Origin of the sequence: Pseudomonas typographi (genome assembly GCF_014694385.1) — a bacterium.
Classification (GTDB): Bacteria; Pseudomonadota; Gammaproteobacteria; order Pseudomonadales; family Pseudomonadaceae; genus Aquipseudomonas; species Aquipseudomonas typographi.
The window spans coordinates 50,800-64,152 of the sequence record NZ_JAAOCA010000019.1 but is presented as its reverse complement, the minus strand read 5'-3'; the positions used below and the strand labels follow the sequence as shown (position 1 = coordinate 64,152).

Sequence of the window (13,353 nt, the reverse complement as noted above, 5' to 3'; positions counted from 1 at the left end):
CCGCTGTCAATGCCCTTGCGCCCAGCGCGCCAGGCTCAACCCCAACGGCAAGCGCGGTATCAACGTCGCTTGGTAAGCATGGTACAGGTCGGCCTTGCCCGGCCACAGGCGCCCGGCCGGTTGGTTGGCCGGGTCCAACTCATGGTGCCAACTGCCATGTACGCGGTCGATCAAGTGTTGGTCGATAAACCCCCAGAACGTCTGGTACCACTGCTCGTATTGGGCGTCACCACAGCGCTGCAGCAGGGTCGCTGCCGCCGCGCAGGCTTCGGCGAGGGTCCAGTGCAGGCGCTCGCGCACTATCGGCGCACCGGCTTCATTGACCGTGTACACCACCCCTGGCAAGCCATCGACGGCCCAGCCGCGGGTGACGCCATAGCGAAACAACGCGGGGGCGTCTTCGAACAGCCAGGGCGGCGCGTCGAGGCCGGCGCTTTTGCGCGCAGCTTCCAGTTCCAGCAGTAAGCGCGCCCACTCGAAGGCGTGCCCAGGTGTGAGGCCGTAGGGGCGAAACGGGTGGTCGGGGGCGTCGCGGTTGTAATCCGGCAGGGGTTGCCAGTGGAGGTCGAAATGCTCGTTAACGCCCTCGCCCGGGCGCTCATGCACCACCCGCTGGGCCACGGCCAAGGCCCGGTCGAGCCACACCGGTTGGCTCAGTGCCGCCGCCAGGGCGAGGCAGGCTTCCACGCTGTGCATGTTGCTGTTGGCGCCACGGTAAGGTTCCTCGCTTTGCCAATCGCGGGCGAACGACTCCCGAAAAGCGCCTTCGGCGTCGGCCCAAAAATGTTGCTGATAAACCGCGGCCGCCTGCTCAAGCAGCGCCTGCGCACCAGGGCGCTCGGCCACATAGGCAGAGCTGGCCGCCAAGCACACGAAGGCATGCACGTAGCAGCCCTTGCTGCCCTCCCGCGCCGCCGATGAAAACCAGCCACCGTGCTCGGCATCCCGCAGAGGGCCGGCCAAGGCCGCCAGGCCATGGTCTGCCAAGTCGGCATAACCTGGCAGGCCCAGCAAGTGCGCCAGGGCGAAGCAGTGGGTCATGCGGGCGCTGAAGGTGGTGTCGGGTACCGCATCGGCCGGCAAACGGCCAAACCCATCGAGGCTACCGAAACCGCCGGGCATGCGCGCGGCACGGGCAAACGCCAGCAAGCGATCGCCCTCGTCTTCGAGCCAGCGGTGGTGGCCAGGCTTGCGCAGCCAACTGCTGCGGGGCAAATGGGCTAGGTGAGCCAGAGGCATCGGGCAGGTCCTTGTTGTTATGAACGATACCGACACGATAGCGCACTGGCTGTAACGTTACAGCCCTTAAGGCTTGCTGTAGGGCGGGTACTCATGGCCCGGGGCGCGGCGCTCGGTGGTCACATCCTCGCCCGGTACCTCGGGCACCTCGGCGGGGTGCAGCGGGTCCATTTGTGGGTCTTTCACGTCCGGCGAGTCGGGGTCAAAACCTGGCTCATCTTGCCCTGCGCCAGCCTTGGGCCTATGGCCCTGCTCGGGGTACCCCGGCAAGCCACGGGCGTGCTCGGGCCCCTCACGCTGGGGCCATTGGCCTTGGGTTTGGTCTTTCATCCAGATACTCCTGATCGGGCCATTGATACCCGTTCGAAGCCCGTGCCACTGCACCGTTCAATACCGCCGATGGCCGGCGCACGGGCGGCGCCCGCGCAGCCCGTGCGCGAGAGGCCACAGCAAACGTGTTCGGCCCGCTTATGCGACGCCACGCTAGGCCTGTGTGGGGTAGAACTCGCCTTCCAGCCCCTGCGCCTGCACCCGCTGGCGCACCTGGGCCTCGGCCCAGCCCAGGCGGGCTGGGTCTTGTGGGTGCTCCAGGCGCAGCCACACCCTGCGCACGTTCTGCTCATGGGTGCCCTCGCTGAGCATGTCATGGCTCACCATGGGCCGGCCGCGCCACAGGCAAAACTGCCCAGCCTCCGTCAGCGGCTGGCGCGGGCCGGTGGGGCCGGTGATCCACAGCTCGAGCGCCCCGCGTAGATCGGCGCCAGGCAGCTCGTGCTCACTCAGGGTAAGGTCCATCGCAATCACTCCGTTTCAAGGCTCACTGCATCAGACAATACGCGGCGCCCACAGGTTTGCCACGGTTTCCATTGGCCCCCACACACGGGTTAAACTCTTGCCCCCATTTGCCCATGCGCACCCCACAGAGGCTTCAAGATGACCCACAAGATCTATGTCGACGGCCAGGAAGGCACCACCGGCCTGCGCTTGCTCGATTACCTGAGCAAGCGTGACGATATCGAACTGCTGCGCATCGACGAAGCCAAGCGCAAAGACCCGGTAGAGCGCGGCCGCCTGCTCAATGCCGCGGACCTGGCCTTTTTGTGCCTGCCCGATGCCGCCTCGCGCGAAGCGGTCACCCTGCTGGAAAACCCCGACACCTGCGTGATCGATGCGAGCACGGCGTTTCGTATCGACCCAGCGTGGGTATACGGCCTGCCGGAACTCGCCCCAGGGCAGCGCGAGAAACTACGGGCCACCAAGCGCATCGCCAACCCTGGCTGCCACGCCACCGCGTTTATCCTGCTGGTGCGCCCGCTGGTCGATGCCGGGCTGCTGCCGGCCAGCGCCCTGCTCAGCGCCACCTCAATCACCGGCTACAGCGGCGGCGGCAAACAGATGATCGCCGACTACCAAGCGGGCGGCCCGGCACTGCATAGCCCGCGCCCGTATGGCTTGAACCAGCAGCACAAACACCTGCCAGAAATGCGCGTGCAAACCGGCCTGGGCCAGGCGCCGGTGTTCAACCCTATCGTGGGCAATTTCCTCAAGGGCCTGGCGGTGACCATTCCCCTGCACCCGTCGCAACTGGCCAACGGTGCCACGCCGCAGGCGCTGCAAGCCGCCCTGGCCAAGCATTACCACGGCGAACAGTTCATCCGCGTGCTGCCCTTCGGCGATGACGCCGGTAACCTCAGCGGCGGCTTCTTCGATGTGCAGGGCTGCAACGACACCAACCGCGCCGACCTGTTCGTGTTCGGCAACGACGAGCGCATCAACCTGATCTGCCGCCTCGACAACCTCGGCAAAGGTGCCGCCGGGGCGGCGGTGCAATGCATGAACGTGCACCTGGGGGCAGACGAGGCGAAGGGTTTGTAAACAACCGGGTGTGGTGTTTCAGGGCGCTGCGATTTTTTTCAGCCGCGACGCCAGGGTAGTCGGTTTGATCCCCAGCATTTGCGCCGCGCCGTCGGCGCCGAACAATTTGCCAGCGCAGGCCTCCAGCGCCGCCAGGGTGTTGTCCCGCTCGTACTGGCGCAGCTCGGCATCGGTGAGTATCCGCTTCGGCGCCGCCGAGGCCGGTTCGCTGGGCGCCGAGTCGCTGGGCAGCACCAGGTCCAGTTCGGCCCCGCGGGAGGTAATCAGTGCCCGCTCGATCACGTTTTGCAATTCGCGGATGTTACCTGGCCAGCTGTAACGCTGTAGGCGCTCGATGTCGCCTTTGCGCAAACGCCGGCCCGGGCGGTTCAGGCGCTGGCCGATCTGCTTCAGAAAATGCGCCGCCAACGGGGCGACATCTTCAGGCCGCTCGCGCAGTGCAGGCGAGGTCAGCGGGAACACGTTCAGGCGAAAGTACAGGTCTTCGCGAAAGCGCTTGGCCGCCACCTCTACGCGCAGGTCGCGGTTGGTCGCCGCGATGATGCGCACATCCACCTTGCGCGTGCGCTCCTCCCCCACCCGCTCGAACTGCCCCTCCTGCAACACTCGCAGCAACTTGCTTTGCAGGTCCAAGGGGATTTCGCCGATCTCATCGAGGAACAAGGTGCCGCCATCGGCCAGTTCAAAACGCCCGGTGCGGTCACGCAGCGCGCCAGTGAAGGCCCCGCGCACATGGCCGAAGAACTCGCTTTCGAACAGGTCTGCCGGGATCGCCGCGCAGTTCACCCGGATCAACGGCTGCTCGGCACGGCGGCTGGCCTGGTGGATGGCGCGGGCGATCAGCTCTTTGCCGGTGCCGGATTCACCGTGGATCAGCACACTGGCATCGGTGGGGGCTACCACGTCGATCTGCCGTACGATTTTAAGGATCGCCTCGCTCTGGCCGACGATTTCCCGGTAACTGTGTTCGATACGGATTTCTTCTTGCAGGTAGGCGTTTTGTTCTTCCAGGCGTTGCTTGAGCTGCTGCAACTCGGCCAGCGCTTGTTGCAGTTGTTGCTCAGTGGTACGCCGCTCGGTGATATCACGAAACACTACCACTGCACCGACGATGCGGCTGTCTGCGATCACCGGGGTGCTGGTGAATTCGACCGGGAAGCAACTGCCATCGCGCCGCCAGAACACCTCCTGGCGGCCCTCATGCACGACCCCATCGCGCACCGCGCGGTAGATCGGGCAATCCTCCACGGGGTAATGGCTGCCGTCGGCATGGCTGTGGTGGTGAATGCGGTGGATGTTCTTACCGATCATGTCGGTAGGCTCCCAGCCGAGCATGCGCGCCCCGGCGGGGTTCACGAAGGTGGCTAGGCCCTGGCTGTCGATGCTGTAGATGCCATCGCCCACCGCACTGAGCAACAGTTGGTTATCGCGCTCGGTTTCCTGGAACAGGTTGAGGATATTGCGCCACTCCAGCAGCCCGGCGCGCATGGTGCGCTCGGTAATGGCCCGGTCGCGCTGGAAACGTTGTTCGCTTTGCTCACGCAGTACTAGCACCAAGTGCGGCCGGGCGTGGCCGGCCAGGGTGGTAGCAGACACTTCCAATTGCAGCCGCTCGCCACTTTTGCACTGGCAACTGAGTGCGTCGCTCCAGCCACGGCCCTTTTCCATCACCCCTTGGGTGAACACGATCAAATCCGCCAACTGGTGGCCGAACAACCGGCTCACCGGGCGCTCGAGCAATAGCTGGCGGGGGTGGCCAAACAGCCGGCAGGTGGCGATGTTCAAGTCTACAAAACGGTCGGCCCAGGGGTCGAGCACGGCGATGGCCTCGGCGCAGTGCTCGAAGGCCATGTGCCGGGACGCATAGGCAAGGTCTGCCCATGCCTCGAAGTAATCGGTCTCGCTCATGACACGAAGCCTCGTACTGTTGGCTACGAAAACTCGTATTAGTACTGTTTTTCGTAGCGTAGCGGTAGGCCCAGTTTGCACCGAAAAAACCAGATCAGATGCTTTTATAGCTACGAATCAATCACTTATGCACACACCATGAAAATTGGCACGGGCCTGGCTATGCCTCTGTAAACGCCTTCGCCGCTTTGGTGAAGGCCGCCCCACGGAGACGAAGCGATGCCCAGCGTGAACATCGAGCAGTACAAAGACGGCGACTTTTTGGTGAACTATGAAGAAAAGGTTTTCGAGGACGTCAAGGCCGAACCGGGCGAGAAAGCCCTGCTGACCTTTCACACTATCGCCTTCGAAGGCTCGATCGGCCTGGTGAACCTGCTACAAGCCAAGCGCCTACTGCGCAAGGGCTTCGAAACCAAGGTGCTGCTGTATGGGCCGGGCGTGCAATTGGGTGTTCAGCGCGGCTTCCCCACGTTGGGCGCCGAGGCGTTCCCCGGGCACCTGGCGGTGAACAACCAGCTCAAGGCGTTCCTCGCCGAAGGTGGCGAAGTGTACGCCTGCCGCTTTGCCTTGCAGGCCCTGTATGGGCAAACCGAAAAGGCCCTGATCGAAGGCATCCGCGCCATCAACCCGCTAGACGTGATGGACCTGCGCCTGCTGATGCGCCGTGAAGGCGCGCTGATCATCGACACCTGGACCGCCTGAACGGTACGCCCTCCCTGCGCCCGAGCGGGCGTGGGGCCCTTTTTTCCAGGAGCCACCCATGCCCACTGTTCGCGCCGCCGCGGTACAGTTCAGCCCCGTACTGTATTCACGGGAAGCCACCGTCGCCAAGCTCTGCCAAACCCTGCTCGACCTGGGCCGCGAAGGCGTGCGCTTTGCGGTATTCCCTGAAACCGTGGTCCCCTACTACCCGTATTTTTCCTTCGTGCAAGCGCCGGTGGCCATGGGCCGCGAGCACCTGCGCCTGATGCAAGAATCGGTCACGGTGCCGTCGGAGGTGACCGCGCAAATCGGCGAAGCCTGCCGTGAGGCGGGTATCGTGGCCTGCATCGGAGTCAACGAGCGCGACGGCGGTACCCTCTACAACGCCCAACTGCTGTTCGACGCCGATGGCCGGCTGGCCCAGCATCGGCGCAAGATCACCCCCACCTATCACGAACGCATGGTCTGGGGCCAAGGCGATGGCGCCGGCCTGCGTGCCAGCGACACTGCCGTGGGCCGCGTCGGTGCGCTGGCCTGCTGGGAGCATTACAACCCGCTGGCGCGCTATGCACTGATGGCCGATGGCGAGCAAATCCATGCGGGCATGTTCCCGGGCTCATTGGTGGGCCAGGTATTCGCCGAGCAGATCGAAGTGACCATACGCCACCACGCCCTGGAAGCCGGCTGTTTCGTGGTCAACGCCACCGCTTGGCTGGCGCCGGAACAACAAGCACAGGTGATGGCCGACACCGGTTGCCAAGCCGAGCCGATTTCCGGCGGCTGCTTCACCGCCATCGTGACCCCAGAGGGCAAGCTGCTTGGCCAGCTCACCGAAGGTGAAGGCGCGGTGATCGCCGACCTGGACCTGAACCTGATCGCCAAGCGCAAACGCATGATGGACTCCGTAGGCCATTACAGCCGCCCAGAGCTGCTCAGCCTGCTGATCGACCGCCGCCCCGCCCGCCACGTGCATGAACGCCGCAACGGTTTCGAGGAGCTTACCCATGGTTGACCTGGCGCAACACCTGCTCAGTGAACTGCAGTGCCACGGCTTGCGCTGGCAGGGCGACGGCGGCTTGGCGCGCAAGGGCGGCGCCGGCCCGTCGGACCACAAAGCGCTGACCCTGGGCGAGCACACCGCCATGGTGCCGATGCTCAACCAAGCCTCGTTGCAATCGCCCTACCACGCCGTGCCCGACGCGGCCGGCGAGCATGCGCTGATTTTTCGCGAAGGCCAGGCACTGGGCCGGGTGGCCTTGCCCGCTGTGCCGAAGTTCTACGCCCTGGCCACCGCCGACGGTATCCCCTATCGGAAGATCGCCACCCTGCACAGCCGGGACGTGCTCGCCACCACCGTGTTGCAGCATTGCATTCGCCTCAACCAGGCCGAAAGCGCCTGCCAGTTCTGTGCCATTGGCCAATCCCTGGCCAGCGGTAACACCATCGCCCGCAAGCGCCCAGCGCAACTGGCGGAGGTGGCTGAGGCTGCGGTGCGCCTGGATGGCGTCAAACACATGGTGATGACTACCGGCACACCGAACACGCCCGACCGTGGCGCGGCCATCCTGTGTGAATCTGCGGCCGCGGTGAGCGCGGTGGTGGCGTTGCCAATCCAGGCGCAATGCGAGCCACCGGATGATGACAGCTGGTTCATCCGGCTCAAACAGGCCGGCGTGGTGTCGTTGGGCATGCACCTGGAAGCGGTGACCGACGCGGTACGCGCCAAGATCATGCCGGGCAAGGCGCAGGTGCCGCTGGCGCGCTACTTCAGCGCCTTCGAGGCGGCGGTGAAGGTGTTCGGCCATGGCCAGGTAAGCACGTACATCCTCGCAGGCCTGGGCGACAGCCAAGACGCCATCGCCCAGATGAGCGAGCGGCTCGCGGCCATGGGGGTGTACCCCTTCGTGGTGCCGTTCGTGCCCATCGACGGCACTCCATTGGCAGGCCACCCCAAGCCCAGCAGCGAATTCATGCAGGCGCTGTACCCTCGCATCGGCCAAAGCCTGCGCCGCCACGGCCTGCATTCGGCCAACATCCACGCCGGCTGCGCCAAATGCGGCGCTTGCTCGGCGCTGCGCCAACACGAATAGCCAGCACCCACCGGGAGCCTTGCCATGGCCGAACACGCCTTCGCCCTGATCGACGCCACTTTTGCGGATTTTCGCGCCGACGATCTACGGGTCAAACCCGCCGAACACGCTTGGGAGCGCCGTGGCTATTACCGCCTGCGCCACGCCGTATTCACCGCCGAGCAAGCCCTGCTCAGCCAAGACCGCGACGCGCATGACTTTACCGCGGTGCCAATCGTGGCCGTGGCGCACCACTGCGGCATGCCTGAAGACGTGGTAGGCGCGGTACGCATTTATTCCCCCGAGCCAGGCCTGTGGTATGGCGGGCGCCTGTGCGTGGCCCCGGCCTACCGCCGCCATGGGCTGATCGGCACGGCACTGGTCAACGAAGCGGTGGCCCGCGCCAAAGACTTAGGTTGCGAGCGGTTCCTGGCCACGGTGCAGCAGCATAACGAGGGGTATTTCCACGGCCTGCACTGGCACAACCTGGATACACTCGACCTGCACGGCCAGCCGCACTGCTTGATGCAAGCCGAGCTGTCGCGCTACCCCTTTATGCCGCGCCAGGTGTCGCTGATCCCCTTCAAGGGCCGCCACCATGGCTGAACTGGCCACCCTGCTCGCCACCCTGCGGGAAACCCCGGCCCTGCTAGCCAAACGCAGTATCCAGCACAGCGCCCGAGCCCTAGCGGCCAGCACCAGCAGCCTGGAGCAGGCCTACGGGTTACCGGGCGATGACTGCGCCGCGCTGCGCTGCGGGCAGGGTTACCAACTGCTAGCGATAGAAGGCATGCTGCCGGCGTTCGTCGAGGCCGCGCCGTGGTTCGCCGGTTGGTCGGCGGTGATGGCCAATGTCAGCGATATCACCGCCATGGGCGGGCGCGCTAGCGCGGTACTCAATGCGTTTTGGCACAGCGACGCGGAACTGGCGGGCGAGTTGCTGAACGGCCTGCAAGCGGCCTGCAGCGCCTATGCCGTGCCCATGGTGGGCGGCCACACCAGCCTCGCCGCGGGCAACCCCGGCAGCCTGGCGGTGGCGATCAGCGGCTGGGCCAACCGCTTGCTCTCCACCTTGCATGCGCGGCCCGGCCAAGTACTGGCCATGGCGGTGAGCCTCGACGGCCAGTGGCATGCGGATGCGCCCTACTGGAAAGCCTTCGAGGGCGTACCGGCGCAGCGCCTGCGCGACCAGCTCGAGGTGCTGCCGCGCCTGGCCGAGGCCGGCTGGGTGCAGGCCGCCAAGGACATTTCCAACGCCGGCATCCTCGGCACCTTACTGATGCTGCTCGAAGCGCGCGGCCTGGGTGCCTGTGTTGACCTGGACGCGCTACCGCGCCCCGCCGGGGCCCCGCTGCTGCGCTGGCTACAGGCGTTCCCCAGCTATGGTTTTCTGCTGGCACTGGAGGCCACGCAGTTACCGGCAGTGTGCAAGGCCTTTGCCTTCGAGGGGCTGCAATGCCAGCCCATCGGCACCCTCGACGGCAGCGGCCAACTGCATGTGCACATGGGTGCGCAGCGGGCGCTGTTCTGGGACCTGAACCAGCAGCCGCTCACCGGCTACCACTACCCCCACCTGGAGGCCTGAAAATGCCCGCCGTGAACATTCGCCTACGTTGGCCAGACGGCCATGAAAGCACCAGTTACAGCCCCTCTACGTCGATCTTCGACTACTTGGAGGCTGGCCGCAGTTATCCGTTACCCGAGTTCTTGCAACGCGCAACGCAGGGGCTGAACGCCGCGGCCGAGCGGGTGAAGCAGGTCAGAGGGTTTTACTGCAGTTCAGCCATGGACAGCCTCGACGGCCTACGCTTGCTGGCGCAGCGCTTCGACCAGGCGCAGGCCTGCGTGCAGGTAGTGCACATGCAGCAACAAGGCGCCGGGCAGGTGCATAACCGTTCATTCGGCGAAATCTGACAGGGGCATTACCATGGCCGATTACAACACGATCGTGGTGGGCGGCGGCCAAGCCGGCCTCGCTGCGAGCTATTACCTGCAACAACACGACGTCGATCACCTGGTACTGGAAAAACACCAACTGGCCCACACCTGGCGCACCCAGCGCTGGGATACGTTCTGCCTGGTCACACCTAATTGGCAATGTGCGTTGCCCGGGCACCCATACCCCGGTACGGACCCGCACGGCTTCATGAAAAAAGATGAAATCATCGCCTACCTCGACAGCTTCATCGCCGCGGTCAAGCCGCCGGTACGCGAAGGGGTCGCCGTTCAGCGCCTGGCCCGGCGCGCTGGCGGGGGCTTTGAACTGAACACCGGCGCCGGTGACTTCAGCGCCACCCAGGTGATCGTGGCCAGTGGTGGCTACCACACGCCGATTATCCCACGCCTGGCCGAGCGCCTACCGGCCAGCATCACCCAACTGCACTCGGAACAGTACCGTAACCCAGGCGCATTGCCCGAGGGCGCGGTGTTGGTGGTGGGCTCCGGGCAATCGGGCGCGCAAATCGCCGAGGACTTGCACCTGGCCGGCCGCGCAGTGCACCTGGCCGTAGGCGACGCACCGCGCTGCGCGCGCTTCTACCGCGGCAAGGACGTGGTCGACTGGCTGGCCGAGATGGGCTATTACGATATCGACGTGGGCGCCCACCCCTTGCGCGAAGGCGTGCGCGACAACACCAACCACTACGTGACCGGCCGTGACGGCGGCCGCGACATCGACCTGCGCCGCTTTGCCCTGGATGGGATGAAACTCTATGGCCGCTTACAAGGCCTGGAGGGCGGTACCCTGCGTTTCGCCAGCAACCTCAGCGCCAGCCTGGATGCAGCCGACGCGGTGTACAACCGCATCAACGCCAGCATCGACCGCTACATTGCCGAACAGGGCCTCGATGCCCCTGCGCCAAGCCTGTACCAACCGGTGTGGCAACCCATCGGCGACCGTGCGCAGCTAGACATCACCGAGGCCGGCATCAGCACGGTGATCTGGTGCATAGGTTTCACGCCCGACTTCAGTTGGGTCGACTTGCCCGTGTTCAATGGCAAGGGCTACCCCGGCCACGTGCGCGGGGTCACCGCCGAGCCAGGGCTGTACTTTCTCGGCCTGCCCTGGCTGCACACCTGGGGCTCGGGGCGCTTCAGCGGGGTGGCACGGGATGCTCAATACCTGGTGGAGCACCTGCTGCGCTCACGGCCATAGCGTGCGGCCGAAGAACGTCAGGGTGCGGTCCCAGGCCATCTGTGCCCACACGGGGTCGTACTGGGTGCCGGCGATGCGCCCAGGGCCCACGGCGGTTTCGTTGGCGAAGGCGTGTTGGGCCAAGTAACGGTGGAACTCGAAATCCACACCACCGCCCTTGAGCTTCTGCTCCAGGGCATCCACCGCATCGTTGCCAAAGAAGGCATCCTGGGTACCGAAATGGCCCACTATGGGCACCTGCAAGGCGGCCGGGTCGATAAATTCCAACGGCGGCACCCCGTACCACACCACCCCAGCGTCGGCCTCGGGCGAGGCATTGAGCGCCAGCAGGGTCAGTGCCCCACCCATGCAAAACCCGGTCACCGCGACCTTGGCGCTACGCGCCTTCAGAAACTGCACGGCACCGCGTACATCCTGGCTGGCGGCATCGGCGAAATCCAGGGCGCTCATCAAGTGATGGGCTTCCTCTTCCTCCACCGTGGCCTTGCCCCGGTACAGGTCGGGTACCAAGGCGAAGTAACCGGCCTCAGCCAAGCGGCGGGCCACACCGCGGATCTGCTCGTTCAGCCCCCACCATTCCTGGATAACCACGACGGCGGGCGCCCCGGCCTGCTCGGCGGGGCTGGCCAGGTAACCTGACACGCTACGGCCATCGGGGCGTTGGTAGGCGACAGTGCCGGTGGAAATCGTGCTGTTCATCGGGGCCTCCTCGGCAGGTAAGTGTTACGGGCTTCTTCAGAAAGTTTAATGTTCAGCTTGGGAACGAGCTTTTTCGGCGGTCAGTCTAAACGCCAGGAACCCGTGCATCGAGACCAGACCATGACGTTTGAAAATGTTTCCCAAGCCCTGGCCAAAAAAGCCGGCAGCTCGAAAACCTTCGCGGTCGCGGTGGTGCTGATCATTTTGTGGGCCCTGAGCGGGCCTTGGTTTCACTATAACGACACCTGGCAACTGATCATCAATACCTCGACCACCATTATCACGTTCCTGATGGTGTTCGTGATCCAGAACACCCAGAACCGCGATAACGATGTGCTGCATATCAAGATCGATGAGCTGTTGCGCGCGACCAAAGAGGCGCACATGGCCGTGGTGAACCTGGATGAAAAAGACGCCCATGAGCTCAAGCTGATTCGCAAGCACTACAAACAATTGGGTGATGGCCAAGAAATCGAAGTGGCCCATGACGAAACCACCCTCAAGGACGTGCCAGCGGCCACCCCCAAGCAGCCCCCGGCCTGACGGGCGTGGCATACTGCGCACCCTCGCGTTAGCCCACACAAGGACGCCCGTGGCCAGAAAATCCCGCCGAAAAACGCCGCAGCCGGATGGCGCGCTACTGCCGGTGACCGTCACCGAGGTGGCGCAGCGCGCCGGGGTGTCCCCGATCACGGTGTCACGCGCCATCCACCGCCCGGAACTGGTCAACCACGCCACCCGTGAGCGGGTGCTCACGCTGGTGCGGCAAATGGGCTATGTGCCGAACCTGCTGGCCGGCAGCCTGGCCACGAGTCGCAGCCGGCTGGTGGCGATCTTGTTGCCCACGGTGGCCAATTCCATTTATGCCGGGGTGATCCAAGCCATTACCGAGCGGCTCACCGAGGCCGGTTACCAAGCATTGATCGGCCCCACCGGGTATTCCCCGGAAAAAGAACAAGCCCTGCTCGAAGCCATTCTCGGCCGCCGCCCCGACGGCGTGGTGCTCACTGGCACGCTGCACACCGCTGCCAGCCGCGAACGGTTGCTCGCCGCCGGGGTGCCGGTGGTCGAGGCCTGGGACCTGTCGCCACAGCCGCTAGACCTGCAAGCCGGGTTCTCCCATGAAGCCGTGGGCGCCCACATCGCCGAGCATTTTTTCGCCCAGGGTGTGCGCCGTTTTGCCGTGGTGTCGGTGAACGACGCGCGCGCCGCGCGGCGCAACCGCAGCCTGCGCGCGCGGCTGGCGCAATTGGGCGTGGCCGCGGTGCCTGAAGCCATGCAGCCCCTGCCGGCGAGTTGGGAAGTCGGCCGCGTAGGCTTGGCACGGCTGCTCGAAGCCGATGCCAGCCCACCGCAACTGGTGGTGTGCAGCTCCGACACCGTCGCTTTTGGCGTAGTCGCCGAGGCCACCAGCCGTGGCTTGCGGGTGCCGCAGGATGTGCGCGTGCTCGGCTTCGGCGACACCGTGAATAGCCGCTTTGCTCACCCGGCGTTGTCTACCATCAGCGTCCACGCCCCAGCGATGGGCCTGGCGGTCGCCGAAGCACTGCTGCAACGCTTCGCGGGGGAACCGGCGCAAAAAAGCGTAGACACCGGCTTCGCACTGATCGAACGCGCCAGCACTCACGCCTGATGCTTGCGGCCCGCCGCTGGTAAGAAAAACGGCCTACGGCCTTTGAATGATAACGTTATCTAAATATGATGATA

General features: G+C 64.9%; 15 protein-coding genes. 10 read left to right on the top strand and 5 right to left on the bottom strand.

Features of this window, described 5'->3' with window-relative positions; genetic code table 11:
- Window positions 1-6: 6 nt before the first annotated feature.
- From HAQ05_RS15810 to HAQ05_RS15800, 3 genes are all read right to left on the bottom strand, one after another.
- Entirely contained in the window at window positions 7-1,239 is a 1,233-nt protein-coding gene (locus HAQ05_RS15810; protein ID WP_190422270.1) for a D-mannose isomerase, read from the bottom strand.
- 66 nt (window positions 1,240-1,305) lie between these two features.
- Complete coding sequence (locus HAQ05_RS15805) at window positions 1,306-1,569, bottom strand: DUF6021 family protein (RefSeq protein WP_238935176.1); 264 nt, start codon at window positions 1,567-1,569, stop codon at window positions 1,306-1,308.
- 153 nt (window positions 1,570-1,722) lie between these two features.
- The gene (locus HAQ05_RS15800; RefSeq protein WP_190422268.1) at window positions 1,723-2,034 is read right to left on the bottom strand and encodes a hypothetical protein; all 312 of its coding nucleotides are present in this window, start codon (window positions 2,032-2,034) and stop codon (window positions 1,723-1,725) included.
- Window positions 2,035-2,172: 138 nt separating this feature from the next.
- Between HAQ05_RS15800 and argC the strand changes: the two genes are divergently transcribed.
- A complete protein-coding gene (gene argC / locus HAQ05_RS15795; protein ID WP_190422265.1) occupies window positions 2,173-3,114 on the top strand; it encodes an N-acetyl-gamma-glutamyl-phosphate reductase in 942 nt (313 codons plus the stop codon).
- A gap of 18 nt (window positions 3,115-3,132) precedes the next feature.
- On the opposite strand, the gene HAQ05_RS15790 is transcribed toward argC, so the two are convergent.
- Complete coding sequence (locus HAQ05_RS15790; RefSeq protein ID WP_190422263.1) at window positions 3,133-5,022, bottom strand: sigma 54-interacting transcriptional regulator; 1,890 nt, start codon at window positions 5,020-5,022, stop codon at window positions 3,133-3,135.
- Between the two features lie 219 nt (window positions 5,023-5,241).
- Between HAQ05_RS15790 and HAQ05_RS15785 the strand changes: the two genes are divergently transcribed.
- Genes HAQ05_RS15785 through HAQ05_RS15755 form a run of 7 tightly spaced genes read left to right on the top strand, consistent with a single transcriptional unit; the run spans window position 5,242 to window position 10,947 of the window.
- Window positions 5,242-5,724: an MSMEG_0572/Sll0783 family nitrogen starvation response protein gene (locus tag HAQ05_RS15785; RefSeq protein WP_190422261.1), complete on the top strand. Its 483-nt coding sequence runs from the start codon at window positions 5,242-5,244 to the stop codon at window positions 5,722-5,724.
- 58 nt (window positions 5,725-5,782) lie between these two features.
- Entirely contained in the window at window positions 5,783-6,736 is a 954-nt protein-coding gene (locus HAQ05_RS15780) for a Nit6803 family nitrilase (protein ID WP_190422259.1), read from the top strand.
- Window positions 6,729-7,814: an MSMEG_0568 family radical SAM protein gene (locus HAQ05_RS15775; RefSeq protein ID WP_190422257.1), complete on the top strand. Its 1,086-nt coding sequence runs from the start codon at window positions 6,729-6,731 to the stop codon at window positions 7,812-7,814. Before HAQ05_RS15780 ends, HAQ05_RS15775 begins: the two co-directional genes overlap by 8 nt.
- A 24-nt stretch (window positions 7,815-7,838) precedes the next feature.
- Window positions 7,839-8,399, top strand: a complete 561-nt coding sequence (locus tag HAQ05_RS15770) for an MSMEG_0567/Sll0786 family nitrogen starvation N-acetyltransferase (RefSeq protein WP_190422255.1) — start codon at window positions 7,839-7,841, stop codon at window positions 8,397-8,399.
- Window positions 8,392-9,378 carry a sll0787 family AIR synthase-like protein gene (locus HAQ05_RS15765; protein ID WP_190422253.1) on the top strand — a complete coding sequence of 329 codons (987 nt, stop codon included), beginning with the start codon at window positions 8,392-8,394 and terminating at the stop codon, window positions 9,376-9,378. Before HAQ05_RS15770 ends, HAQ05_RS15765 begins: the two co-directional genes overlap by 8 nt.
- A gap of 2 nt (window positions 9,379-9,380) precedes the next feature.
- Window positions 9,381-9,707 (top strand): MSMEG_0570 family nitrogen starvation response protein, encoded by a 327-nt coding sequence (locus HAQ05_RS15760; protein ID WP_190422251.1) that lies wholly within the window; start codon window positions 9,381-9,383, stop codon window positions 9,705-9,707.
- Between the two features lie 13 nt (window positions 9,708-9,720).
- Entirely contained in the window at window positions 9,721-10,947 is a 1,227-nt protein-coding gene (locus HAQ05_RS15755; protein WP_190422249.1) for an MSMEG_0569 family flavin-dependent oxidoreductase, read from the top strand.
- On the opposite strand, the gene HAQ05_RS15750 is transcribed toward HAQ05_RS15755, so the two are convergent.
- Window positions 10,936-11,646 carry a dienelactone hydrolase family protein gene (locus HAQ05_RS15750; protein WP_190422247.1) on the bottom strand — a complete coding sequence of 237 codons (711 nt, stop codon included), beginning with the start codon at window positions 11,644-11,646 and terminating at the stop codon, window positions 10,936-10,938. The two genes, HAQ05_RS15755 and HAQ05_RS15750, sit on opposite strands and share 12 nt — an antisense overlap.
- 120 nt (window positions 11,647-11,766) lie before the next feature.
- Between HAQ05_RS15750 and HAQ05_RS15745 the strand changes: the two genes are divergently transcribed.
- Window positions 11,767-12,189: a low affinity iron permease family protein gene (locus tag HAQ05_RS15745; protein WP_190422245.1), complete on the top strand. Its 423-nt coding sequence runs from the start codon at window positions 11,767-11,769 to the stop codon at window positions 12,187-12,189.
- 49 nt (window positions 12,190-12,238) lie between these two features.
- The gene (locus HAQ05_RS15740) at window positions 12,239-13,279 is read left to right on the top strand and encodes a substrate-binding domain-containing protein (RefSeq protein ID WP_190422243.1); all 1,041 of its coding nucleotides are present in this window, start codon (window positions 12,239-12,241) and stop codon (window positions 13,277-13,279) included.
- The last annotated feature ends 74 nt before the right edge of the window (window positions 13,280-13,353 follow it).

Bases quoted from the DNA above. Each gene is read 5' to 3' on its own strand.
- HAQ05_RS15810 (WP_190422270.1), bottom strand. From the start codon at position 1,239: ATGCCTCTGGCTCACCTAGCCCATTTGCCCCGCAGCAGTTGGCTGCGC.
- HAQ05_RS15805 (WP_238935176.1), bottom strand. From the start codon at position 1,569: ATGAAAGACCAAACCCAAGGCCAATGGCCCCAGCGTGAGGGGCCCGAG.
- HAQ05_RS15800 (WP_190422268.1), bottom strand. From the start codon at position 2,034: ATGGACCTTACCCTGAGTGAGCACGAGCTGCCTGGCGCCGATCTACGC.
- argC (WP_190422265.1), top strand. From the start codon at position 2,173: ATGACCCACAAGATCTATGTCGACGGCCAGGAAGGCACCACCGGCCTG.
- HAQ05_RS15790 (WP_190422263.1), bottom strand. From the start codon at position 5,022: ATGAGCGAGACCGATTACTTCGAGGCATGGGCAGACCTTGCCTATGCG.
- HAQ05_RS15785 (WP_190422261.1), top strand. From the start codon at position 5,242: ATGCCCAGCGTGAACATCGAGCAGTACAAAGACGGCGACTTTTTGGTG.
- HAQ05_RS15780 (WP_190422259.1), top strand. From the start codon at position 5,783: ATGCCCACTGTTCGCGCCGCCGCGGTACAGTTCAGCCCCGTACTGTAT.
- HAQ05_RS15775 (WP_190422257.1), top strand. From the start codon at position 6,729: ATGGTTGACCTGGCGCAACACCTGCTCAGTGAACTGCAGTGCCACGGC.
- HAQ05_RS15770 (WP_190422255.1), top strand. From the start codon at position 7,839: ATGGCCGAACACGCCTTCGCCCTGATCGACGCCACTTTTGCGGATTTT.
- HAQ05_RS15765 (WP_190422253.1), top strand. From the start codon at position 8,392: ATGGCTGAACTGGCCACCCTGCTCGCCACCCTGCGGGAAACCCCGGCC.
- HAQ05_RS15760 (WP_190422251.1), top strand. From the start codon at position 9,381: ATGCCCGCCGTGAACATTCGCCTACGTTGGCCAGACGGCCATGAAAGC.
- HAQ05_RS15755 (WP_190422249.1), top strand. From the start codon at position 9,721: ATGGCCGATTACAACACGATCGTGGTGGGCGGCGGCCAAGCCGGCCTC.
- HAQ05_RS15750 (WP_190422247.1), bottom strand. From the start codon at position 11,646: ATGAACAGCACGATTTCCACCGGCACTGTCGCCTACCAACGCCCCGAT.
- HAQ05_RS15745 (WP_190422245.1), top strand. From the start codon at position 11,767: ATGACGTTTGAAAATGTTTCCCAAGCCCTGGCCAAAAAAGCCGGCAGC.